At 48.2% G+C, this 22373-nt stretch carries 24 protein-coding genes; 17 read left to right on the plus strand and 7 right to left on the minus strand.

Features of this window, described 5'->3' with window-relative positions; genetic code table 11:
• Positions 1–26: 26 nt before the first annotated feature.
• The gene (locus GWG06_RS02550) at positions 27–3482 is read left to right on the plus strand and encodes a pyruvate carboxylase (RefSeq protein WP_160711100.1); all 3456 of its coding nucleotides are present in this window, start codon (positions 27–29) and stop codon (positions 3480–3482) included.
• A gap of 426 nt (positions 3483–3908) precedes the next feature.
• On the opposite strand, the gene GWG06_RS02555 is transcribed toward GWG06_RS02550, so the two are convergent.
• Positions 3909–4325 carry a nucleoside-diphosphate kinase gene (locus tag GWG06_RS02555; RefSeq protein ID WP_160711102.1) on the minus strand — a complete coding sequence of 139 codons (417 nt, stop codon included), beginning with the start codon at positions 4323–4325 and terminating at the stop codon, positions 3909–3911.
• Between the two features lie 164 nt (positions 4326–4489).
• Between GWG06_RS02555 and GWG06_RS02560 the strand changes: the two genes are divergently transcribed.
• A complete protein-coding gene (locus GWG06_RS02560) occupies positions 4490–5494 on the plus strand; it encodes a DHH family phosphoesterase (RefSeq protein WP_160711104.1) in 1005 nt (334 codons plus the stop codon).
• A gap of 32 nt (positions 5495–5526) precedes the next feature.
• Positions 5527–6405: an FKBP-type peptidyl-prolyl cis-trans isomerase gene (locus tag GWG06_RS02565; RefSeq protein WP_160711106.1), complete on the plus strand. Its 879-nt coding sequence runs from the start codon at positions 5527–5529 to the stop codon at positions 6403–6405.
• 139 nt (positions 6406–6544) lie between these two features.
• Here the strand turns inward: GWG06_RS02565 and GWG06_RS02570 are convergent, their stop codons facing one another.
• The 3 genes from GWG06_RS02570 to folP are packed head-to-tail and all read right to left on the minus strand — an operon-like array spanning position 6545 to position 8655.
• A complete protein-coding gene (locus tag GWG06_RS02570) occupies positions 6545–6943 on the minus strand; it encodes a thiol-disulfide oxidoreductase DCC family protein (protein ID WP_127043354.1) in 399 nt (132 codons plus the stop codon).
• Between the two features lie 15 nt (positions 6944–6958).
• Positions 6959–7771 carry a diadenylate cyclase CdaA gene (gene cdaA, locus GWG06_RS02575; protein WP_127043355.1) on the minus strand — a complete coding sequence of 271 codons (813 nt, stop codon included), beginning with the start codon at positions 7769–7771 and terminating at the stop codon, positions 6959–6961.
• 20 nt (positions 7772–7791) lie between these two features.
• Positions 7792–8655 carry a dihydropteroate synthase gene (folP, locus tag GWG06_RS02580; RefSeq protein ID WP_160711108.1) on the minus strand — a complete coding sequence of 288 codons (864 nt, stop codon included), beginning with the start codon at positions 8653–8655 and terminating at the stop codon, positions 7792–7794.
• Between the two features lie 100 nt (positions 8656–8755).
• On the opposite strand from folP, the gene GWG06_RS02585 reads away from it, so the two are divergent.
• The 7 genes from GWG06_RS02585 to GWG06_RS02615 all read left to right on the plus strand — a co-directional run bounded on the left by GWG06_RS02585 (position 8756) and on the right by GWG06_RS02615 (position 13663).
• Complete coding sequence (locus tag GWG06_RS02585; RefSeq protein ID WP_127043357.1) at positions 8756–9292, plus strand: DUF1599 domain-containing protein; 537 nt, start codon at positions 8756–8758, stop codon at positions 9290–9292.
• Positions 9293–9338: 46 nt separating this feature from the next.
• Positions 9339–10421, plus strand: a complete 1083-nt coding sequence (locus tag GWG06_RS02590; protein WP_160711110.1) for a BT_3928 family protein — start codon at positions 9339–9341, stop codon at positions 10419–10421.
• Positions 10422–10436: 15 nt separating this feature from the next.
• Positions 10437–11489 carry an ABC transporter permease gene (locus GWG06_RS02595; protein ID WP_160711112.1) on the plus strand — a complete coding sequence of 351 codons (1053 nt, stop codon included), beginning with the start codon at positions 10437–10439 and terminating at the stop codon, positions 11487–11489.
• Positions 11490–11582: 93 nt separating this feature from the next.
• Complete coding sequence (locus tag GWG06_RS02600; RefSeq protein ID WP_127043360.1) at positions 11583–12098, plus strand: RNA polymerase sigma factor; 516 nt, start codon at positions 11583–11585, stop codon at positions 12096–12098.
• The gene (locus GWG06_RS02605) at positions 12088–12579 is read left to right on the plus strand and encodes a hypothetical protein (RefSeq protein WP_160711114.1); all 492 of its coding nucleotides are present in this window, start codon (positions 12088–12090) and stop codon (positions 12577–12579) included. The genes GWG06_RS02600 and GWG06_RS02605 overlap by 11 nt, the downstream gene beginning before the upstream one ends.
• 27 nt (positions 12580–12606) lie before the next feature.
• A complete protein-coding gene (locus GWG06_RS02610; RefSeq protein WP_127043362.1) occupies positions 12607–13128 on the plus strand; it encodes a DUF4252 domain-containing protein in 522 nt (173 codons plus the stop codon).
• 22 nt (positions 13129–13150) lie between these two features.
• Positions 13151–13663 carry a DUF4252 domain-containing protein gene (locus GWG06_RS02615; protein WP_127043363.1) on the plus strand — a complete coding sequence of 171 codons (513 nt, stop codon included), beginning with the start codon at positions 13151–13153 and terminating at the stop codon, positions 13661–13663.
• A gap of 34 nt (positions 13664–13697) precedes the next feature.
• Here the strand turns inward: GWG06_RS02615 and GWG06_RS02620 are convergent, their stop codons facing one another.
• On the minus strand, positions 13698–13985 hold the full coding sequence (locus GWG06_RS02620) for a DciA family protein (RefSeq protein ID WP_127043364.1): 288 nt from the start codon (positions 13983–13985) through the stop codon (positions 13698–13700).
• Between the two features lie 124 nt (positions 13986–14109).
• Positions 14110–15186 carry a DNA replication/repair protein RecF gene (gene recF / locus GWG06_RS02625; RefSeq protein WP_160711116.1) on the minus strand — a complete coding sequence of 359 codons (1077 nt, stop codon included), beginning with the start codon at positions 15184–15186 and terminating at the stop codon, positions 14110–14112.
• A 210-nt stretch (positions 15187–15396) separates the two neighbouring features.
• Between recF and pdhA the strand changes: the two genes are divergently transcribed.
• The 7 genes from pdhA to GWG06_RS02660 all read left to right on the plus strand — a co-directional run bounded on the left by pdhA (position 15397) and on the right by GWG06_RS02660 (position 20902).
• Positions 15397–16407 carry a pyruvate dehydrogenase (acetyl-transferring) E1 component subunit alpha gene (gene pdhA / locus GWG06_RS02630; RefSeq protein WP_235938094.1) on the plus strand — a complete coding sequence of 337 codons (1011 nt, stop codon included), beginning with the start codon at positions 15397–15399 and terminating at the stop codon, positions 16405–16407.
• Positions 16408–16554: 147 nt separating this feature from the next.
• Complete coding sequence (locus GWG06_RS02635) at positions 16555–17253, plus strand: tetratricopeptide repeat protein (protein WP_127043366.1); 699 nt, start codon at positions 16555–16557, stop codon at positions 17251–17253.
• A gap of 61 nt (positions 17254–17314) precedes the next feature.
• Positions 17315–17818 (plus strand): 6,7-dimethyl-8-ribityllumazine synthase, encoded by a 504-nt coding sequence (gene ribH / locus GWG06_RS02640; RefSeq protein ID WP_127043367.1) that lies wholly within the window; start codon positions 17315–17317, stop codon positions 17816–17818.
• A 54-nt stretch (positions 17819–17872) separates the two neighbouring features.
• Complete coding sequence (locus GWG06_RS02645) at positions 17873–18592, plus strand: (Fe-S)-binding protein (protein ID WP_127043368.1); 720 nt, start codon at positions 17873–17875, stop codon at positions 18590–18592.
• 15 nt (positions 18593–18607) lie between these two features.
• Complete coding sequence (locus GWG06_RS02650) at positions 18608–19021, plus strand: EVE domain-containing protein (protein ID WP_127043369.1); 414 nt, start codon at positions 18608–18610, stop codon at positions 19019–19021.
• Between the two features lie 292 nt (positions 19022–19313).
• Positions 19314–20213: a DUF4349 domain-containing protein gene (locus GWG06_RS02655; protein ID WP_160711118.1), complete on the plus strand. Its 900-nt coding sequence runs from the start codon at positions 19314–19316 to the stop codon at positions 20211–20213.
• A gap of 11 nt (positions 20214–20224) precedes the next feature.
• A complete protein-coding gene (locus GWG06_RS02660) occupies positions 20225–20902 on the plus strand; it encodes an SIR2 family NAD-dependent protein deacylase (protein WP_127044161.1) in 678 nt (225 codons plus the stop codon).
• A 102-nt stretch (positions 20903–21004) separates the two neighbouring features.
• On the opposite strand, the gene GWG06_RS02665 is transcribed toward GWG06_RS02660, so the two are convergent.
• A complete protein-coding gene (locus GWG06_RS02665; protein ID WP_127044162.1) occupies positions 21005–22330 on the minus strand; it encodes a saccharopine dehydrogenase C-terminal domain-containing protein in 1326 nt (441 codons plus the stop codon).
• Positions 22331–22373 lie beyond the last annotated feature (43 nt).

Raw genomic sequence — 22373 nt, forward strand, 5'->3', positions numbered from 1 at the left:
ATTTTTAATGACATAACCTCAATAACATGTCAGACCAGTCTTTTAGGAAAATTACCAAACTCCTCGTTGCCAACCGCGGCGAAATTGCGGTACGCGTGCTCCGGGCCGCTGCCGAGCTGCGGATCCGTACCATTGCGGTGTTTACCTACGAGGACCGTTACTCGCTGCACCGGTATAAGGCTGACGAAGCCTATCAGATAGGAAAAGATGATGACCCGCTCAAGCCCTACCTCGATATAGAAGGGCTGATTAATCTTGCTAAGTCCCAGGAGGTGGATGCTATTCACCCAGGGTACGGTTTCCTGAGTGAGAACGTTCAGTTTGCCCGCCGCTGCCGGGAGGAAGGTATCATCTTTATCGGCCCTTCTCCGGAAATTATGGCTCAGCTGGGAGATAAGGTGGCTGCTAAAATACTGGCGCGGGAAGCTGACGTACCGCTGATAGAAGACAGCCGCGTACCGCTGACGGATGTGCCTACTGTTATTGCGGAAGCAAATCGTATAGGGTTTCCCGTTATGCTGAAGGCCGCCTCCGGCGGCGGAGGCCGAGGCATGCGGATGGTGGCTGATGCATCCGCACTGGAACGCGCTTTCCTGGAAGCCCGCAGCGAAGCGGCCAAAGCCTTTGGTGATGATACCATTTTTATAGAGAAGTTCATTGAAGAACCCAAACATATAGAAGTACAGCTGATGGGCGACCAGCACGGCAATATCGTACACCTTTATGAACGCGACTGCTCCGTGCAGCGCCGTTTTCAGAAGGTAGTGGAAATAGCCCCGGCGCCCAACCTGCCGCAACACACCCGTGAAAAGCTCTATGAATATGCCCTGCGGCTGGCGCATAAGGTAAAGTTCAACAATGTGGGTACCGTAGAGTTCCTGGTAGACAGGAAACACCATATTTATTTTATTGAAGTCAACCCCCGCATACAGGTAGAACATACCGTCACCGAAGAAGTGACCGGGATTGATATTGTCCGCTCCCAGATCCTGATAGCCCAGGGACACCGGCTGTCGGATCCGGAGATCTTCCTGAAAGGGCAGGAAGACGTACACCTGAACGGCTATGCGATTCAGTGCCGCATTACGACTGAAGATCCGGAGAATAATTTTACGCCTGACTATGGCACTGTGATTGCTTACCGCAATGCCGGCGGCTTTGGAATCCGCCTGGATGAGGGCAGTACCTATTCCGGGGTGAAGATTTCTCCTTTCTTTGATTCCATGCTGGTGAAGGTGACGGCCTGGGGCCGTACCCTGTCGGGTGCTGCCGGCCGCCTGCACCGCACGCTGCGGGAGTTTCGCATCCGGGGTGTAAAGACCAACATCCGCTTTCTCGAAAATGTGATTACCAACGATATATTCCGTAAAGGTAACTGCACCGTGGCGTTTATCGACCAGCATCCGGAGTTGTTCCGGCTCTCGCAGATCCGCGACAGGGGCACCAAAACGCTGATGTACCTGGCGGATGTGACAGTGAATGGTCACCCGGATGTGAAGGAAAAAGATGCCGGGAAAATTTTCAGAACCCCGGCGATACCTTCGTTTGAGCCGCTGCAGCCTTATCCAGCCGGTATGAAGAACCGGCTGGAGGAAATGGGAAGGGAGGCATTTGTCCGCTGGCTGCGCCATGAAACGCCGGTGTACTTTACCGATACTACTTTCAGGGATGCGCACCAGAGTCTGCTGGCCACACGGGTACGCACCAGGGATATGCTGGCCGTGGCCGAAGGCTATGCCCGTAATAACCCGCAGTTGTTTTCCATGGAAGTTTGGGGCGGCGCCACCTTTGATGTGGCGATGCGTTTCCTGCATGAGTGCCCGTGGCGCCGGTTACAACTGCTGCGCAAAGCCATGCCCAATATGTTGCTGCAGATGCTTTTCCGCGGGACTAACGCCGTCGGCTACTCGGCATATCCTGAAAACCTGATCGCTGCCTTCATAGAAAAAGCGAGCGAGAACGGCGTGGATATATTCCGGATCTTCGACTCGCTCAACTGGGTGAAGGCCATGGAGCCGGGTATCCGTATCATACGGGAACGCACCAACGCACTTGCGCAGGCAGCCATCAGCTATACCGGCGATGTGCTGAAGCCGGCAGGCAATAAATACACCCTGCAGTATTATACTGACCTGGCGCGCCGGTTGGAAGATGCCGGCGCCCATATGCTGGCGGTGAAGGATATGGCCGGGCTGCTGAAGCCGGAAGCGGCCACAGTGCTGATCGGCGCGCTGCGGGAGGCAGTGCAGCTTCCGGTGGTGCTGCATACGCATGATACAGCAGGAGTGCAGGCCGCTACCTATCTCCGGGCGGTGGAGGCAGGTGTAAATGTGGTGGACTGCGCCCTGGCATCGCTGAGCGGGCTGACATCCCAGCCTAACCTGAATTCTATGGTGGCCATCCTGGATGGACATCCCCGCAGCCAGCAGATGCAGCTGTCTTCCCTGAATGAATACAGCAACTACTGGGAGGATGTACGTGGTTATTATTATCCTTTTGAATCAGATATGAAAGCGGGAACCGCCCAGGTGTATGAAAATGAAATACCTGGCGGACAGTATTCCAACCTGCGCCAGCAGGCGGAATCGCTGGGGCTGGGAGATAAGCTGGAGCTTATCAAGCAGAATTATGCGGTGGTGAACCGGTTGTTCGGAGATATTGTTAAGGTGACACCCAGCTCCAAAGTGGTGGGAGACATGGCGTTGTTTATGACCAGTAATCAGCTGACTGCTGCCGATGTGATGGACCCGCAGCGTAACCTGGCCTTTCCTGATTCGGTAAAGGGCTTCTTCCGGGGGGACCTGGGAGTGCCTTACGGAGGTTTCCCCGAAGCGCTGCAGCGCATTGTACTGAAAGGGGAGCCGCCCCTTACCGGCAGGCCGGATGCACATCTGGCGCCGGTAGATTTTGATGCCGACTTTGCCGCCTTCCAGGAGAAGTATCCGCATGCAGAGTTCCTGGATTACCTGAGCTACCAGATGTTTCCGAAGGTCTTTGACGGATATTATCATCATGCCATGGTGTATGGCAATGTGGAAGCCATTCCTACGCCGGCTTTCTTTTACGGGCTGAAGCTGGGAGAAGAGATGCTGGTAACATTGAGTAAGGGTAAAACGATCATTGTAAAGCTGCTGTATATTCTGCCGGCAGATGAAGACGGTATGCGTACGGTGGTTTTTGAACTGAATGGTTATACCCGCAGGGTACAGGTGAGAGATAATTCGGTGAAGAGCCTGGTATCTGTCAACCGGAAAGTAACAGATCCGGAGGCGGAGGTGGGCGCACCCCTGCAGGGTAAATTATCGAAGGTCCTGGTAGGTGCAGGTGCGAAGGTAACGGCCAATATGCCGCTCTTTATAATTGAGGCCATGAAGATGGAAACTACGGTAACGGCTACCCGGAATGGGATCGTCCGGGAGGTGGTTTTACGGGAGGGAAGTATGGTCCGGCAGGATGATCTGGTGCTTTTGCTGGAAAAATGAGCTACAATAAACGTAATAATTTAAATAGATAGCCACAAAATACTTATAACCAGTTTATTAGATACTATAAAAATACACTGGTTTTTATCATGAAAACGGCCATTTCCCAGTATTTTTGCCATTGATTTTCAACATTGTTTTCTGTATTGTCGGAGTAGAAAGTGACAAATGTCTGTTTGTCTTCTGAATTGATTTAAACAAATGTCATTATAAATTAAAAATCAATTACTTAAGTGTATAAAATATAACCAACACTCTGATTATTGGCAGCTCCTGAAAAACGCCTGAAAATCTGCGCTAAAATCTCCGCTGCATTTCAAATAACCCAATCTCAAATAATCAAATAATCAAATAACCGAATCTGGTAAACATAAAAAACGGCGGCTTGTGAAACAAGCCGCCGTTTTTTATGTTTACCAGATTCGGTTAGAATTTCTCCAGACCGCTGAAGAAGAAGTCGCCTTCAATAGCAGCGTTCTCATCAGAGTCGGAACCGTGAACTGCATTACGGCCGATAGACTCTGCGTATTTTTTACGGATGGTACCTTCTTCTGCGTTGGCAGGGTTGGTAGCGCCGATCAGTTTACGAAAATCTTCTACTGCATTTTCTTTTTCCAGGATAGCTGCTACAATGTGGCCGCTGCTCATGAATTCTACCAGTTCGCCGTAGAAAGGTCTTTCTTTATGCACTGCATAAAATTCGCCTGCTTTAGCGGCAGATAACTGTGTCATTTTCATAGCTACGATGCGGAAGCCGGCAGCGTTGATCATGTTCAGGATGCCACCAATATGCCCGTTTGCAACTGCATCAGGCTTAATCATTGTAAAGGTTCTGTTGCTCATATATGTATTATTCCGAATTACTGATTAGGCCGCAAAAGTAATTACATTTTCTTTAGTAGTAAAAAATTTTGAAATTCTGCCCCAAATAAAGATCTTCGCACTTCGTTTTCTGTCACAAACTATTGGTTGTGATTTGATATTACTCTTAACTTTACAGTATTTGAATGAAGTCGATTGCGGAAATTAAACCATTACTGGAAAGCCCTAAAAAAGTGGTTATCACGATGCACCAGAAACCGGATGCCGATGCAATGGGGTCGTCTCTGGCACTATACCACTACCTGATTCAGAAAGGGCACCAGGTAACCGTAATATCACCTACCAATTTCCCGGATTTTTTGAAATGGATGCCCGGCGCGGATGGTGTCATTGATTTTGAATCCTCCAATGACCGCGCCATGGAAGCGCTGAAAGGCATTGAGCTGCTTTTCTGTCTGGACTTCAACGCCCTGTACCGGACCAAAAACATGGCGCCCTACCTGGAAAAGCTGGATTGCATCAAAATCATGATAGATCATCACCTGGAGCCACAACCGGGGTTTGACTACGGCGTTTCTGACACCACTGCCAGCTCCACGGCACAATTAGTTTACGAAACTATTTATATATTAGGGGATGAGAAGTATATTAACCTGGAAATAGCCCAGTGTATCTATGCCGGTACGGTAACAGACACAGGTTCTTTCCGCTTCGCATCTACCAATGCCAAAGTACACCGTATGGTGGCGGATCTGATGGACAGAGGGCTGAAACATGAAGTCATTCATCAGGCGATCTATGACAACTTCCTGGAAAACCGCCTGCGCTTCCTGGGACATAGCCTGCTTAACCGCATGGAAGTATTCTATGAATATAATACTGCCATGATGGCCATTCCGTATACAGACCTGAAAAGGTTTGACCTGCAGACGGGAGATACCGAAGGGCTGGTTAACTTCCTGTTATCCATCCAGGGTATTAAAATGGCGGCACTGATTATAGACCGGAATGTGGAGGTAAAACTCTCGTTCCGCTCCAAAGGCAACTTTGATGTGAACACCTTCGCCCGTAAATATTTTGATGGCGGCGGTCACTTCAATGCTTCCGGTGGCAGAAGCACCGACCCCCTGGAAAAAACCGTAGGCCGGTTTATCAGGGCTGTTGAGGAAAACGAAGAACTGTTACAATAATAGCCAAGTATATCAACTACTAATACAATCAAATGAAAAAAAACAATCAGTTATTAGTTGCAGCGTTCGGCTTACTCATAGCCAGCTGCGGAACAGGTGTGAAAAAAACACCTGGCGGTATTGAATATATCGTTCACAAATCCGGCAGCGGAGCACAACTGAAGCTGGGAGATACTGCCCTCATGAATGTAACCCAGCGTATCAATGACTCCATACTGGGTGAATCCCGTAAAATCGTTGGCGCTCCCATTCCGGTGCTGATTTCCAAACCTCAGAACAAATACGATCTGATGGAAGGCCTGGCACTTCTGCATGAAGGCGATAGCGCTACTTTCGTTATTCCATGGGATTCATTACCTGCTAACGAACGTCCTCCTTTCGGTAAAAAAGGCGATAAGCTGAAAATCACTTTCTCTGTGGAAAACAGATTCTCTGCTGCCAACCAGAAAGAAAAGGATGAAAAAGGTATCAAAGAATACCTGGACAAAAACAAAATCAACGCTACCAAAAACGCTGAAGGCGTTTATGTGGCTGTAACCCAGGAAGGTACCGGCAGCACCCCTAATCCGGGCGATACCGTTTACGTTCATTATACTGGTAAACTGACTTCCGGTAAAGTGTTTGATTCCAGCCAGGATTCTACCCTGCGCCCAGGTATGCCTTTAGAGCCAATCAAATTCCCTATCGGCCGTGGTTTCGTTATCAAAGGCTGGGATGCTGGTTTAAGCGGCCTGAAAAAAGGTTCCAAAGCTACCCTCGTAATCCCGTCCACACTGGCTTACGGTTTACAGGGAAGTCCTCCGGCAATTCCTGCCAACTCTATCCTGGTATTTGATGTACAACTGGTAGATATTAAGGCAGGCGCACCTGAAGCTCCAGCTCCGGCAGCTCCGGCTCCTGCTAAAAAATAGATTGAGTAAAGCAATTACGAATTACGAATTGCGAATTACGAATTACGAATAAAGAGCGAAGACCTAAGCGGATACTGAAAAGTATGATCGCTTAGGTCTTCGCTCTTTATTCGTAATTCGCAATTCGTAATTCGTAATTTCAAACAAACCTGTTTCTCACCTCGGCTGTCGGCACCATACAACTGTCTCTTTTACCGAACCACCGGTAGCGGTTGCGGGCAATCAGGGTGTATACCGGGTCCCGGATAAAGGGAGGGATAATCATAAAACCATACAGCAGCTGCCAGGGAAAGGAGAGCCTGCGGGCTACCCGCAGCGCCGCCGTACTTTTCGTATAGGCCTTTCCGTTTTCAATCAGCACAAAAGACGCCATCTCCGTAACGGGGAAGTGGTACTGCGCCGCCAGGGAAGAGGCGGTACCGGACTGCAACGGCGCAAACCGGAAATACCCCTGCCGGTCATGACGGATCACGAAGTTGATACTGGCATTGCAGAAATTGCAAACCCCGTCAAATAATATGATGGCATGTGCTTGCATTTGTCATGGGTTTAATCAGGCATAACCGTCAATCAGTACTTCATAGAGCTTTACCTTCAGGTCTTCCAGGGAAACATCCTGGATCAGGTCACCATCCTGCGCGTAGGAAACAGATCCTCTCTCTTCTGAAACAATGATCGCCAGATTATCGCTGTGCTCAGTGATACCTACTGCGGAACGGTGCCTTAAACCTATACGGGTGGGCAGGTTCGGGTTTTCGGATACCGGCAGGATTACTTTGGCAGCCAGTATCTTATTGCCTACAATAATCAGGGCGCCGTCGTGCAGCGGGCTATGTTTTTCAAAAATACTTTCTATCAGTTTGGAGCTTACGTTACCGTCGATATTAATGCTGGAGGCAGAATCAAACTTCAGGCGGTACGTAGTGGCAATTACTATCAGTGCGCCGGTGCGGGTGGCCTGCATGCGGCTGATGGCTACAATGATTTCATTGATAATATTTTCTTCTTCCTTGTAGCTTTTAAATTTGTCGGGCAGAAACAGCTTACTCAGGAAGCTGTCTTTACTCAGCGGTGTTTTCTTTCCTAATACCAGCAGGAACTTCCGTATCTCCGGCTGAAAGATAATGATGATAGCGATGATACCTACATTGATAAAATTCTGGAGGATGTTGGTCAGAATCGGCATCTGCAGCCATCTTACCAGGAAATAGGTGATGTAAACCATCAGCAGGCCCACAAAAATATTGAAGGCAAGGCTGCCTTTTAATAAGCGGTATAATTGTATAATCAGAAATATTACTATCAGCAGATCCAGTGCGTTGAGCCATCGGAACTCATATCCATATAATTCTATTACTTCCTTCATAGTTGTAAAAATACTAAGATTTAATTGCCTTTCATTTTCTCTGTAATCCTTACTGCTTCTACAGCAGCTTTAACGTCATGTACTCTCAGGATATGTGTGCCTTTCTGTAATGCGATAGTATTCAGTACGGTCGTGCCATTGAGTGCGTCTGCCGGTGTGATGTCCAGCAGTCTGTATATCATTGATTTCCTGGAGATGCCTGTCAGTACAGGAACGCCCAGTATTTCCCGGAAGAGGTGCAGCTCCTGCAGGAGGGCATAATTATGCTCCAGTGTTTTACCGAACCCGAATCCGGGATCGGCAATAAAATCGCGTATGCCTGCTGCACGGCATACGGTCAGTTTCTGTACGAGGTAGTCCAGCACTTCCTGTACAACATTGTTGTAATGCGGCTGTTGTTGCATGGTGGCGGGCTTTCCCTGCATATGCATGGCGATGTAGGGCGCCTGCAGCTTACCGGCTACCGGTATCATATCCGGATCCAGGTCGCCGGCGCTGATATCGTTGATGATAGCGGCTCCGGCCAGGATGGTTTTCTCTGCTACGGCGGCATACCACGTATCAATGGAAAGGATGGCTTCCGGGTAATGGTTCAGGATGGCGTGTATAGCCGGCAGCAGCCGGTCCAGCTCCTCAGCTGCCCCGATCAGCGTGGCCCCCGGCCTGGTGCTCTGTGCGCCCAGATCCAGTATGGCAGCGCCTTCCTGCAGATGTTGCCCTGCCTTCTCTACAATCTGGTGCAGGCCATGCGTGCGGCTGCCGGCATAAAACGAGTCGTCTGTAACATTGATGATGCCCATGACGACCGGCCTGGCCAGCGACAGTAAATGTCCCCTGCAGTTGATGGATGGTGCTGTGAAAGTATTGCTCTGATATGGTTCCATTTAATGATTTAATCCTTATTTTGCTATGCAATTTAAATTAATAAGCTATTAACCATCTGTAATTATTTTAAATTGCGGTTTAATTATTATAAAAGGGGACATGAATACACAAGGGCAATATGAAGCCGCTGTAGCGGGATGTAAGGACATTTTCATCAAGAAGACCAAAGATTACGGGACTTCCTGGCGCGTATTACGCCCGGTTTCCGTAGTGGACCAGATCTTCATCAAAGCACAACGCATCCGCAACATACAGGAAATCGGCGTGCAAAAGGTAGATGATAATATCGAAGGTGAGTTCAAAGGAATTGTTAATTATGGTATCATTGGACTCATCCAGATGGAACAGCACGGTAACCCCTATACGGACTTACCGGTAGAAGAGGTGGACCGCCTTTATAATAAATACGCCAGCCATGTAAAGGAAGTGATGGAAGCCAAAAATCACGACTATGGCGAAGCATGGAGAGATATGAGCCAGGAATCCTTTGTGGACCTCATTCTTACCAAACTGCTGCGCATTAAACAGATTCTGCGCAACCAGGGCAAAACGCTGATATCAGAAGGTATCGATGCCAACTACGTTGATATTATCAACTACGCATTGTTTGCCCTGATTAAAATCAGTGAGGCATAACAACATACAGCAGGAATCAACAATCGCTAAACCATTAAACTATTTTATGAAACTTATCCTGAACCTGTTGCGGATTATTGTCGGCGTATTATTCATTTTCTCCGGGCTCATTAAAGCCAATGACCCGTTGGGACTGAGTTACAAGATGGAGGAATTCTTTGAGGTGCTGCACCTGACGTTCCTTTCTCCCTACGCGCTGGCATTCTCTGTGCTGATGAACGCCTTTGAAATCATTGCAGGCGTGGCCGTACTGCTGGGCTTCCGCATGCGTATATTTTCGGTGCTGTTACTGCTGCTGATTATCTTCTTTACCTTCCTGACCGGCTACGCATTGTTCAGCGGAACCATCCGGGAGTGCGGCTGTTTCGGTGACTGTATCAAACTGACCGCTAACCAGACCTTCTGGAAAGATGTGGCATTACTGGTCATGATACTGGTTATCTATGTTTACCGTAACCGCATCCAGCCCCTCTTCAAAGGAACGGGCATTGTTATGCTGCTGGCAACGGTTTTCTCCTTCGGTATTCAGTGGTATACCCTGAAACATCTGCCTTTCATGGACTGTCTCCCCTATAAGGTCGGCAATAATATTCCGGAGAAGATGAAACTGCCGCCGGGAGCTACACCGGATGTGTTTGAGATGATCTTCATCTATGAGAAGAACGGTGAAAAAAAAGAATTTACCACGGAGAACTACCCCTGGTCAGACAGCACCTGGAAGTTCGTAGACCGTAAGGATAAACTCATTAAGAAAGGGAATGCAGAACCGGCCATCAAGGATTTTATCCTGACAGATGCCGATGGTGTTAACCAGACGGAAGCCATCCTCAGCGAAACCAAACCGGTATACCTGTTCCTGGTGAAAGATGTACACGAGGCTGGCAGCGGCTGGGATGCCAAAATGAAAGCATTGCAGCAGCGCTGGAAAAACCAGGAGGTGCTGATATATGGTGTTACCGCCTCCACGAAAGAACAGCTGGCGGCTTTCAAGCAGCAGCACGGACTGGAATTTCCTTTTGTGCAGATGGATGGCGTAGCCATCAAAACTGCCGGCAGAAGCAATCCTTGCCTGATATTGCTGGACAAAGGCACTATCAAGGGCAAGTGGCACTATAACGATATTCCGTAACCTAACCGAAGACACATGCTGCATTTCCTTTTGCGTAAAACAGGATATGGCCTGCTGGTACTCTTCGGAGTAGTGGTGCTGGTGTTCTTCCTGTTTAATGTATTGCCCGGCGACCCGGCCCGGCTCACGCTGGGACAACGCGCAGACGTGTCTTCACTGGAAAACGTACGTAAAGAACTGCATCTCGACCAGCCGGTGGGGATGCAGTTTCTTTTTTATGTCAATGACCTTTCGCCGGTTGGGGTGCACACGAAGCAGGATGCGCAGGCGAACCTGCACTACCTGACCCTGGCGCATCTGCCGGCAGACAGGCTGCTGGTGCTGAAAGCGCCGTATCTGCGCCGTTCCTACCAGGGTAAAAAGCCGGTATGGGAAATACTGACGGAAGCATTGCCGGGTACCCTGCTGCTGGCGGTTGCCGCTATGTTATTCGCTACGGTGGCAGGCATCTCTTTGGGCATTTTATCTGCCGTAAAACAAAATACCTGGATGGATACCAGTGCTGTATTCGCCAGTGTAATGGGCATTTCCGCACCATCCTTCTTTGCAGGTATTGTTCTGGCCTATCTGTTTGGATTTGTCTGGAGTGATTATACCGGATTGCATATGACCGGTAGTCTTTTTGATGTAGACCCTTTCCGGGGCAGGGTGCTGAACCTCCGCAACCTGATATTACCCGCTGTCACACTGGGTATCAGGCCATTGGCCATAATAGTGCAGCTTACACGCAGTGCCATGCTGGATGTGCTGCACCAGGATTATATCAGAACTGCCTACGCCAAAGGGCTGTCCCGCAGCCGCGTGATATGGCATCACGGATTGCGCAATGCGCTCAATCCGGTTATCACCGCTATCACCGGCTGGTTTGCAGAACTGCTTGCCGGCGCTTTCTTTGTGGAATATATTTTCGGCTGGAAAGGCATCGGCAAGGTAACCGTAGATGCGCTGGATAAATTCGATTTCCCCGTAGTCATGGGCGCTATACTTTTTACTGCCGGCATTTTTGTGCTGGTAAACATCCTGGCAGATCTTTTATATGCGGTAGTAGATCCCCGTATCAAGCTCTGAGCCTTATTGTCAGGGTATTTTACTTTTTTTTCTGCTTTTTTGTAACATCTTCATTCCGTAGTCGTCTTCCTGTTATAAAATGTAATTCCCTGCATGTCATTAGATGTATTTCTTTCCCAGGTAGTTCCCGTCAGGCAAAAGCTTTACCGCTTTGCATTCCGCTTGCTGGGGAATGAGGAGGATGCGCAGGATATTACCCAGGATGCGCTCATGAAGGTGTGGAGCATGAAAGAAAAGATGATGGAGCTGCAGAATATGGAAGCCTGGTGTATGCGCGTTACCAGAAACCTGGCACTGGATAAGATCAAATCCAGGAAGTACCGCATAGCCGATGATCTTGACAGGGCAGGAGATGTGCCGGCCGCCCAGCAGCATAGTCCGCATCTGCTGGCAGAAAAAAATGATGTCATGCAGAAGGTAAGAAAAGCGGTGCATGAACTGCCGGAGAAATACAGAACTATTCTGCAGTTGCGGGATATGGACGGATTTTCCTATCAGGAGATAGCTGACATACTGGATATAGACTTGAATGATGTAAAAGTAAATCTGCACCGGGCGCGTAAAGCGGTGCGGGAGAAACTTCAAAATGTACAGGTATATGGATTATAAGAGCATCAGCATGCTGCTGGAAAAATATTGGGAAGGGGAAACCTCGCTGGAAGAGGAAGCGGAGCTGCGTGAATTTTTCAGTACACCACATCCTGACCTGCCGGAGGCACTGCAGGAAGCTGCGCCGCTGTTTGGCTATTTCCATGAAGAAGCAACCCGGGAGCTGGTTATGCCACCCGTACCGGAGCTGACCAACACCGCGAAAGTGATAGCGCTGCCGGTTTTCCGCCACTGGATGAAATATGCAGCTGTATTGCTGATAGGTATTGGTCTTGGCTATGCCTTCCGTCAGCATCACCAGCAGGAGCAGCTCATAGCCGCCAATATGCAGCGGGTGAATATGGACGATCCGCAGCGGGCTTTCGCAGAAACAAAAAAAGCACTGCAGCTGCTGGCCAGAAATTTAAATAAAGGCGCCGGCCAGATGCAGAAGCTCGCCTACTTTAATGAGGCTACCGAAATGATAGAAGGAAAAAACTAACCTGTTTTTTAATTTAAACGAAGACAAATGAAACGATCACTTTTATTGCTGATAGCGGTGTTTGCCAGTATGCACCTCTTTGCGCAGCAGTCGAGTGTCATTGACCGCTTCTTCCAGAAGTATGAAAATGACAGAAACTTCACGCTGGTAAGTGTTACGCCAAAAATGTTCAGCATGTTTTCCAAAGTGGATGTAGGCGACCCGGATGCCAAAAGCTTTATGCGGGTAGTACACAAGCTGAAAGGGCTGCGCATTCTGGCCAAAGAAGACACTAAAGACGGGCCGCGCCTGTACCGCGAAGCCGCTGCATTTCTTAACCAGGATTTCGAAGAACTGATGACGGTAAGGGACAAAGACAGCGATCTTAAATTCCTCGTGAAGGAAAACGGCCGCGGTAACATCAACGAACTGATTATGCTGGTAGGCAGCAACACACAGTTCCTGGCCATGAGCCTTGTCGGAGATATAGACCTGAATGAGATTTCACAGATCGCCAACTCCGTTAATATCCAGGGTATGGATAAACTGAAAAATCTGAAGAAGAGATAGTCACACATCTAAACACAATACCATGAAATCATTGATTATAGGGAGCTGTATCGTACTGGGCAGTTTTACCGGTATCAGGGCGCAGGATAAATCCCTCCGGGAATTCCGCAACAGCTACGCCGGTAAAACAGAAATCGCCGGTACCCGGCTGAGTGCACTGTCACTGGGGCTTATCCGGCTGGCAGTATCGCTGGACAGGCAGCCGGATGAAGATACGAAGGCAGCCAGGCTCTTACTGAGAAAAGTACATAAGGTGAAAATCTTCTCTATAGATAATCCTGCCGGCAGTGTAGTAAAAAAGGAAGATATCGCACGTTTAAAAAACAACCTGCTGGAAAAAGAACACTTTGACGTACTGATGGAATGCAGGCAGCAAGGGAATCAGGTATATATACTCAACAAGGGTAAAGACGACGAACTGGGGCGTGTGGTGATATTGGTGGAAGATGAAAATGACCTCCAGGTAGTAAACTTACAGACCAGCCTCCGTATTTCAGATATCAACTATCTTATACAACGATTTGCCTCCAGATAATTTCAGCGGCCATCCGGTCAACTGAGATTGTATACTACCGGATCATCACTTCCTTTACAATGTTCTCTCCGAGCATTTCATTCACCAGTTTGATGATCTTATCTTTTGAATAAGTCAGTTCCTGTTTAAGCGGTGCAACGGTTGTTGTAATGATCAGCTTTTGCTCTATCAGCTGTATACTTTGTGTATAGCGTGCAATAGTTTTGCCCATTATTTTTTCCCAGTTCTCCTGAATCCGCACCTCATTGAGGCGTGGTTTCAGCCGGCTCTTGTTCATAAATTCGCGGAGGGCATCTCCTATACTGGTTGTTCCATGACGCATGGCGCGAAACTAATGAATATTTAGGGATTTTTTGATGTACGATTTTGGAATTTATAATACAGCAAAGATTTTCGCGTATGTCTTCGCTAAATTATAAATTCCAGAATCGCACATCAAAAAATCCCTAAATACTTATTAACTGGATTGCTTCCTGCGTTTCACTGAAGGCTTGCAGCAGCCGCTCCGCATGTGTGTCGGTAATGAATACCTGGCCGTAGTTTTCGCCGGCAACGAGGTTGATGAGCCGGAGTACTCTTTCCTGGTCCAGTTTTTCAAAGACATCATCGAGCAGCAGGAGTGGGGCGGATTTTTTTTGCTGTTTGATGACTTCAAACTGGGCTAGTTTGAGGGCAAAGAGAAAGCTCTTGCGTTGCCCTTGCGAGGCGCTGGTTTTCATGAGGTGATCGTTGAGCAGGAACTGGAGGTCATCGCGGTGGATGCCGGTAGTGGTGCGCTGCAGCTGCATGTCGCGGTACCTTGCTGCGGTCAGCTGAGTGGTGTACTCTTCTTCCAGCAGGGTGCACTGATAGCGGATATTTACCACTTCGTGTGTACCGGAGATGTAATCGTACAGCTGCTGTACCTGCGGGATGAAGCTGTCGAGGAAGCGCCGGCGTATTTCAAAAACGGGCGTACCGTGTTGTACCAGCTGCAGGTCAAAAATATCCAGGAGTGCATCAGGGTTGGGGCCCGGCGCTGGGTTTTTGAGCAGCGTATTCCGTTGGAGCAGTATTTTCTGGTATACGATCAGGTGTTCCAGGTATTCGGGATATAGCTGGGAGAGGAGGGTATCCAGCCATTTGCGGCGTTCTTCACTGCCGCCGAGGATGATTTCCGCATCGTCCGGTGCAATCATGACCGCAGGGAACTGGCCGATGTGGCGGGAGAAGCGGTCGTATTTTTCATCATTGAGACTTACCTCCTTGCGTCCGTCTTTGACGGTGCAGATAATTTTTTCCGGCTGCCCGTTCTTTTCCAGGTAGCCTTCCAGGCGGAAGCCGTTAGTCTGGTATTGGGTATTCTGACTTTCATTGCTGGTAAAGTAGCTGCGGGTGAAGCAGAGGTAATAGATGGCGTCCAGCAGATTGGTTTTTCCGGAACCGTTGCGGCCGGTAATGCCCACAATACGGCGATGAAAGGAAAAGTCCTGCCGGGAGTAGTTTTTGAACTGAACAAGCGATATTTTCTGAATATGCAGCAAAGAAAATAGTTATGTATTATTAATAATATGCAAATTAAACAGGATCTGTAAGTGATAAATAACCGGTATCCCCGGCACTCTCCGGATCACAGGATGCAATTAAATGCAAAACTGTTTGAAATTGATGAATTTGCATAATTTAATACTAATTGGAATTGATATTTATATTTTAGGATTTTCCTGTTATATTTGCGAACAAATTTAGAAAGAGTGCAAACTAAAACAGACGTGAAGACGAAATTCACCAAAGAGACATATCTGTACTGGTATGAATTGATGCTTTTGCTGCGCCGCTTTGAAGAAAAGACAGGCCAATTGTACGGAATGCAAAAAATCCGTGGCTTTTGTCACCTGTACATCGGTCAGGAGGCAATTGCTGCTGGTGCAATAACAGCGACGAAGCCGGAAGATAAATTCATTACTGCGTACCGCGATCACGCTTTGGCTATTGCCAAGGGTATTTCTGCTAAGGCTTGTATGGCTGAAATGTTTGGTAAAGCAACCGGATGTTCAAAGGGTAAGGGTGGTAGTATGCACTTCTTCTCCAAGGAACATAACTTCTTCGGCGGTCACGGTATCGTGGGCGCGCAGATCGGAACCGGCGCCGGCCTTGCCCTCGCTGAACAGTACCAGGGAACCGACAACGTAGTATTGTGCTTCTTCGGTGATGGCGCTGCCCGTCAGGGTATGCTGCATGAGACCTTTAACATGGCCATGACCTGGAAACTGCCGGTAATTTTCATCTGTGAGAATAACATGTACGCCATGGGTACTTCTGTAGAACGTACTTCCAACGTACTGGATATCTACAAACTGGCTGATGCTTACGAAATGCCTGCTGATTCCATTGACGGTATGAGCTGCGAAGCCGTACACGATGGTATTGAAAGAGCAGTTAAACGTGCGCGTGAGAACGGCGGACCAACACTCCTCGAAATCAAAACGTATCGCTACCGTGGTCACTCCATGAGCGATCCGGCCAAATACCGTACTAAAGAAGAACTGGAAGAATACAAGGAAAAGGATCCGATTACACAGGTGCTGAACGTTATCCAGAAGAACAAATGGGCTACGGAAGCTGAAATTGAAGCCATCAACGAACGCGTTAAAGCCGAAGTGGATGAGTGTGTTCAGTTCGCCGAAGATTCCCCATGGCCTTCAGATGATGAGTTGCTGAAAGACGTATACGTTCAGGAAGACTATCCGTTTATAGTTGACTAAAAATATGGTTTTTGGTAGTAGCTTTTAGTACCTGGAATCAAACTCCGGGCACTAAAAGCTATCTGCTGATAGCTAATCTGACACCAATTTCTAACAATCTAACAGCTCAGCGCAAAGGCTGAAAGCTATTACAATTATTCATTAAAAATGGCAGAAACTAAAGACAAAGCCACTACGCCGCAACCTGCAACAAATTTTGACCTGGAGAAGTCCATGCACAAAGCGGAAGACTTTTTCGTAAAAAACAAAAATGTAATCACTATTGCAGTGCTGGCAGTAGTAGTAGGTGTAGGCGGTTTCTTCGCCTATAACAATTTTGTTAAAAAGCCCAACGAAAACAAGGCGCAGGAAATGGTTTTCCATGCGCAGAACTACTTTGCGGTTGATTCCTTTAAACTGGCGCTCAACGGAGATGGTAACAACTACGGCTTCCTGCAGGTAGTAAACAAATACGGCGGCACCAAAGCCGGCAACCTCGCCAAATACAGCGCCGGCGTTTGTTATATCCGTCTGGGTGAATACCAGAAAGGTATTGATATGCTGAAATCCTTCAGCTCCGACGATCTGCTGCTGCAGCCTACCGCCTACGGCCTGATCGGAGACGCCTACATGGAACTCAGCAAAACTGAAGAAGGTATCGAGTCCTACAAAAAAGCAGGACACTATAATGATAACGAACTGACTTCCCCTGTGTACCTGTTCCGCGCCGGTATGGCCCTGGAAAAAGCAGGCAAAACCCAGGAAGCAGTAACGATCTATAAAGAGATTAAAGAAAAATTCCCCCTCACCAACGAAGGTCGTGAAATGGACAAGTACCTGGCGAGATTGGGAGATGTGAAGAATTAAGTCATTGGCCACCGGCAGCACCCTGCCGCCGGTGGCTGAAGGCTAAAATTTAATGATAGCTATGTCTGAACACAATAAAAGCTTATTAAATGATGCTGGCATTCTCAACCTGGAGGATGCCAGTGTTGTTATGGTATATACCGAATGGAATGATGCCATCGTGAATGAACTCGTTGCCGGTTGTGAAAAGTCACTGCAGCAGTACCAGGTAAACAAAACAAATAAAATTGTTGTCCCCGGTGCGTTCGAACTGCCATACGCCTGTAAACAGTATTGGGAAAATACCAAAGGAACCGGCAGCCAGCCTGGCGCTATTATTGCTTTCGGTTGTGTGATCCGCGGAGAAACGCCGCACTTCGATTATGTGTGTAAGGCCGTAACAGAAGGTATCCTGCAACTCAACCTGCAGCTGCCCGTGCCTGTTATATTTGGTATACTGACTGTCGATAATGAACAGCAGGCGCTGGACAGACTGGGCGGCGCCCACGGTCATAAAGGCGAAGAAGCCGCCATCACCGCATTGAAGATGATTTCATTACAAAGACAGCTGGCAAAAAGCTTTTAGCACTAACCTAAACGGCTATATGCAATTGTCCGGCAACCGCTAAAAGCCAGAACGATGAATGTACAGTTATTTATTCCATGTTTCGTAGACCAGCTGTTTCCCGAAACAGCGTTTAATATGGTGAAGGTATTGGAAAAACTGGGCTGTAATGTGATGTATAATACCGAACAGACATGCTGCGGCCAGCCTGCATTCAACGCAGGCTACCAGGATGAATGCAGATCGGTAGCGACCAAGTTTGTGAAAGACTTCAAAACGTTCGACTACATTGTTGCTCCCAGCGGTTCCTGTACCGGCTTTGTACGGAACTACTACAATAAACTATTCGATAACTCTGCTGCTCATAATGATGTGAAGCTGCTGCGGAAAAACCTTTACGAGTTCACAGAATTTCTCACAGATGTACTGCATGTAACAGACCTGGGAGCCACCCTCAACGGGGTCGGCACCTATCACGATGCCTGCGGCGCACTGCGGGAATGTGGCATCAAGGAAGGCCCCCGCAAACTCCTGGAGAAAGTGAAAGGACTGGAACTGCGGGAAATGAATGACAGTGAAGTCTGTTGCGGATTCGGCGGCACCTTCTCTGTAAAATTCGAACCCATTTCCATGGGCATGGGAGAACAAAAAGTCAATAACGCTACCGGCAGCGGAGCGGATTACCTGATCTCCACCGACCTTTCCTGCCTCATGCACCTGGATGGATATATCCGTAAACATGGCTCCAATATCAAAGTGATGCACATCGCCGATGTACTGGCGAGTGGCTGGTAACCTAAATTTTATACAATGAATTATTGGCTTGTCAAATCCGAACCCTTTAAATACTCCTGGGATCAGTTTGTGAAAGATAAAGTGACTTTCTGGGACGGCGTCCGCAATTATCAGGCCCGCAACAACCTCCGCAACATGAAAAAAGGAGACCAGGTACTGTTCTATCACAGCAACGAAGGACTGGCCGTAGTTGGCCTGGCCACCGTCGCCAAAGAACACTACCAGGACCCCACTACGCCCGATCCTAACTGGGTGGTAGTAGACCTCAAGCCGGTAAAACCTTTCAAGAAGCCAGTGACCCTGGCGGAAATGAAAGTGGAAAAAAGACTGGCCAACCTGTCCCTGATCAGACAAGGCCGGTTGTCCGTATGTGACGTTACTGCAGAAGAGTTTGAGGTGATTATGGAAATGGGAGGGATGAAGAAGTAAATACTGGATAATTACGAATTACGAATTATGAATTGCGAATGAGGAACCCATTTTGATTAGGATGGAATTGAAATTAATTATGAATTAAAGCGAAGATCAAAACGGAGAATATAAGTTATTCATCCACCTTGATCTTCGCTTTAATTCTTTATTCATAGTTAATTTCAATTCCATCCTAATCAAAATGGGTTCCTCATTCGCAATTCATAATTCGTAATTCGTAATTCAAAATTTTCCCTTCTCCTTATGGAATCTCCCCGCGCCCCGCATCCTACGGGAAATGCTGCTTTATATGAAAACGTTTACGTTACTTACCGCTGTACTGCTTTTTACTGCCTGCAGTACAAAAAATGGGGGAAATACTGCTGCTATGGAGGTGGCCGGCGCGGAAGATGCCGCTGCTGTGGAGGCATCGGCGCCTGCTGCACAGGGGCTGATGGATATGAAAGATGCTCCTGCACCGCCACCACCGCCTGCGCCTGATGCCAATGCCGTAATCCCGCAGAAAATTATCAGAGATGCCGTCATCACCTACGGAGTGAAGGATTTTAATACGGTTAAAAGTCGTATAGCCGCGGTCGTTAGTAAGCATGGCGGATACATTGCCAATGAAAGGCAACAGAACAATGCGATGGAATGGCGCAGTGAACTGGAAATAAAAGTACCTTCCGGAAAATTCAGTGATTGTGTGGATGCCCTGGTAAGCGGGGTTGCAAGGGTGGATGAAAAGAAAATCACTTCTACGGATGTGACTGAACAGTATGTAGACCTCGACGCGCGTATGAGAGCCCGGCAGGAAACCGAAAAACGGTATCTGCAACTCCTGCAGCAGGCAAAAAATGTAAAGGAGATACTGGAAGTAGAAGTACAGCTGAAGCAGATCCGGGAGGAGATTGAATCCGCCAAGGGACGGTTACAGTATTTTGATCATCATGTAGCCTACAGCACTATCACCCTGACTTATTACGAAACCTTCAGTCATACGAACCCACAGGCGCCCGGCTTCTTTGAAAGAGTGGGGCTGTCGCTGGCAGACGGATGGAATAACCTGCTGGCGTTAGGTATCGCCGTACTAAGCGCATGGCCTTTGTGGGTAGCTATCGTTTTTATATTTATTTTTATAAAAAGGGCAGTGAGAAGAAGAAAAGCCAGGAAGACAGGTATAGGCGCTGCCACTAACGTAAACCCTTAAACGAAATTAGTATGAAACCAAGAATGGTGGTGCTGACCGGAGCCGGCATCAGCGCAGAAAGCGGACTCCGGACATTCCGCGACAGCGATGGATTATGGGAAGGCTATGACGTGTACGAAGTGGCATCCCCGCAAGGCTGGCAGAAGAACCCTGCACTTGTACTGGATTTTTACAATGTACGCCGCCGGGATGTGATGGCTGCCCGTCCCAATGCTGCACATACAGGGCTGGCGAAGCTGGAGGAGAAATTTGATGTGCGTATTGTGACGCAGAATATTGATAACCTGCATGAACGCGGTGGCTCTTCCCGGGTGCTGCACCTGCACGGCGAAATATTCAAGATGCGCAGTGTGCATGACAAGGAAAACATTTTCGAGATTACCGGCGATATAAAGCTGGGAGATCTGGCGCCTGACGGCGGACAGCTGCGCCCGCACATTGTATGGTTCGGGGAGGAAGTACCAATGATAGAACAGGCCGTCCGTGAAGTGATGTGGGCGGATGTTTTTGTGGTGATCGGCACCTCGCTGCAGGTATATCCCGCAGCTAACCTGCTGAATTATGTACGGCCGGAAGCGGCGGTGTATATCATCGATAAAAAGCTGCCTGATATATCCGGATACCCGAATATGGTCAGCATTGAGAAGCCGGCCACAGAAGGAGTGGAGGAGCTGTTACGGATTTTGTAATTGTGTTTTCCGGAAAATAAACAGGGGCTGGCTATCATATAGCCAGCCCCTTTCACAAGTCCTTTTCGCTCAATGTGGATTCATCATAGGAAACAATGATGTTTATTCGAAGCTTTCCTCAAACCGGATATCAAATTCTTCCAGCTCTCTTAATACCGGGTTGTATATCTCCGGCATTACCGGAATATGCAGGCCCGTGAGCGTAATCTTTTCCTGCAGCAGCAGCTTGGCCAGTATCCCCAGCGGAAGCCCCACTGTTTTGGCCATGGCGGTACGCACATTATCTTCTCCCTGCGTTATCATATAGCTGTGCATTCTGGTGGCCATGTTGCGGCGCTCAAATTCAATTTCGTGCAGCATCACAATCATGTCCTTGTCTGCAGGTTCCATCTTCAGTTTATCTTCTACAATATGTTGCAGTACGGCTGCATTGGTTTGTTCGCCCATGTTGATGATTTCTCCGTTGAGCAGGCCCAGGAATCTGAGCTGACGTATCACTTTTGACTTACTGCTGACGCCGAGGAATCTGGCCATGTTATCTTCATGTCCGAGTTGTTTATCCAGATGCAGGTGCTGTGTGGCCCAGTTGAAGTAGGTGAGGTTATCGGTTTGAATTTTCGTTGAATCGTTGGTCAATCCCAGTTTAACGAGTGCATTCCATCCTTCACAGAAATCGGGGAAACGGAGTGTTGCCCGCATAAAGGTAGCGATATTTTCCAGTTTATACGCTTCCATATATCCGATGGAGTCCCGGTTGGGGTAGAAGGCCAGTTTGCCCAGGCCGGGTACCTGTATGGTTTTGGTATGGTCAAACAGTTGCTCGTAGGTGAGTTCCCGCGCTTTGCCTTTTTCCCGGAAAGAGGCGCCGGAACTACCTGCCAGCACAATGTTACGGGCGTTCCAGGATATTTTGTACTGCCAGGGATTATCGATGCTGTCAGGTGATATAAGGCCGCCGCAGTAGGATTTAAAGGAAAAGATCTGCCCGCCTTTCTTTTCAATGGAGTGAATCAGTTTCATGGCAGACATATGATCGATACCCGGATCCAGTCCCATTTCATACATAAAGAGCAATCCGGCTTTTTCTATTTCCTTTTCCAGCTTGCGTACTTCCGGATCGATATAGGAGGCGGTGAGGAGGTTCTTTTTATACTGAAGGCAGTCCCTGGCTACAATGATATGCAGCTGGGGCGGGAGCAGGGATATAACCAGGTCGGTTTCCTGGATGAGTGGTTGCCTGACAGCCGGATCCTTGATGTCGATGGCTGCGGGGGTTGCGTAGTAAGATTTTCCTGTTTTGGATTTTATCAGCATCAGGTCCTGGTCTGCCACGGTAATGTGCCACTTCTGACGGGGCGCATTCGTGAGCAGATAATCGATCAGACTGGTGGCCGATTTCCCGGCTCCAAACAACAGTATGTTCTTCATAGTCTTTTAGAAAAGGTTAAGAATCAGGGGAATAACAGCTTTT

It is taken from the genome of Chitinophaga solisilvae (assembly GCF_009928525.1).
Taxonomy (GTDB): Bacteria; Bacteroidota; Bacteroidia; order Chitinophagales; family Chitinophagaceae; genus Chitinophaga; species Chitinophaga solisilvae.

Bases quoted from the DNA above. Each gene is read 5' to 3' on its own strand.
- GWG06_RS02620 (WP_127043364.1), bottom strand. From the start codon at position 13,985: ATGCGTCATGGAACAACCAGTATAGGAGATGCCCTCCGCGAATTTATG.
- GWG06_RS02585 (WP_127043357.1), top strand. From the start codon at position 8,756: ATGAATACACAAGGGCAATATGAAGCCGCTGTAGCGGGATGTAAGGAC.
- GWG06_RS02555 (WP_160711102.1), bottom strand. From the start codon at position 4,325: ATGAGCAACAGAACCTTTACAATGATTAAGCCTGATGCAGTTGCAAAC.
- GWG06_RS02610 (WP_127043362.1), top strand. From the start codon at position 12,607: ATGAAACGATCACTTTTATTGCTGATAGCGGTGTTTGCCAGTATGCAC.
- cdaA (WP_127043355.1), bottom strand. From the start codon at position 7,771: ATGAAGGAAGTAATAGAATTATATGGATATGAGTTCCGATGGCTCAAC.
- GWG06_RS02665 (WP_127044162.1), bottom strand. From the start codon at position 22,330: ATGAAGAACATACTGTTGTTTGGAGCCGGGAAATCGGCCACCAGTCTG.
- GWG06_RS02590 (WP_160711110.1), top strand. From the start codon at position 9,339: ATGAAACTTATCCTGAACCTGTTGCGGATTATTGTCGGCGTATTATTC.
- GWG06_RS02550 (WP_160711100.1), top strand. From the start codon at position 27: ATGTCAGACCAGTCTTTTAGGAAAATTACCAAACTCCTCGTTGCCAAC.
- ribH (WP_127043367.1), top strand. From the start codon at position 17,315: ATGTCTGAACACAATAAAAGCTTATTAAATGATGCTGGCATTCTCAAC.
- GWG06_RS02615 (WP_127043363.1), top strand. From the start codon at position 13,151: ATGAAATCATTGATTATAGGGAGCTGTATCGTACTGGGCAGTTTTACC.
- GWG06_RS02645 (WP_127043368.1), top strand. From the start codon at position 17,873: ATGAATGTACAGTTATTTATTCCATGTTTCGTAGACCAGCTGTTTCCC.
- GWG06_RS02600 (WP_127043360.1), top strand. From the start codon at position 11,583: ATGTCATTAGATGTATTTCTTTCCCAGGTAGTTCCCGTCAGGCAAAAG.
- GWG06_RS02570 (WP_127043354.1), bottom strand. From the start codon at position 6,943: ATGCAAGCACATGCCATCATATTATTTGACGGGGTTTGCAATTTCTGC.
- folP (WP_160711108.1), bottom strand. From the start codon at position 8,655: ATGGAACCATATCAGAGCAATACTTTCACAGCACCATCCATCAACTGC.
- GWG06_RS02655 (WP_160711118.1), top strand. From the start codon at position 19,314: ATGAAAACGTTTACGTTACTTACCGCTGTACTGCTTTTTACTGCCTGC.
- GWG06_RS02595 (WP_160711112.1), top strand. From the start codon at position 10,437: ATGCTGCATTTCCTTTTGCGTAAAACAGGATATGGCCTGCTGGTACTC.
- GWG06_RS02660 (WP_127044161.1), top strand. From the start codon at position 20,225: ATGAAACCAAGAATGGTGGTGCTGACCGGAGCCGGCATCAGCGCAGAA.
- GWG06_RS02635 (WP_127043366.1), top strand. From the start codon at position 16,555: ATGGCAGAAACTAAAGACAAAGCCACTACGCCGCAACCTGCAACAAAT.
- GWG06_RS02560 (WP_160711104.1), top strand. From the start codon at position 4,490: ATGAAGTCGATTGCGGAAATTAAACCATTACTGGAAAGCCCTAAAAAA.
- GWG06_RS02565 (WP_160711106.1), top strand. From the start codon at position 5,527: ATGAAAAAAAACAATCAGTTATTAGTTGCAGCGTTCGGCTTACTCATA.
- GWG06_RS02605 (WP_160711114.1), top strand. From the start codon at position 12,088: ATGGATTATAAGAGCATCAGCATGCTGCTGGAAAAATATTGGGAAGGG.
- GWG06_RS02650 (WP_127043369.1), top strand. From the start codon at position 18,608: ATGAATTATTGGCTTGTCAAATCCGAACCCTTTAAATACTCCTGGGAT.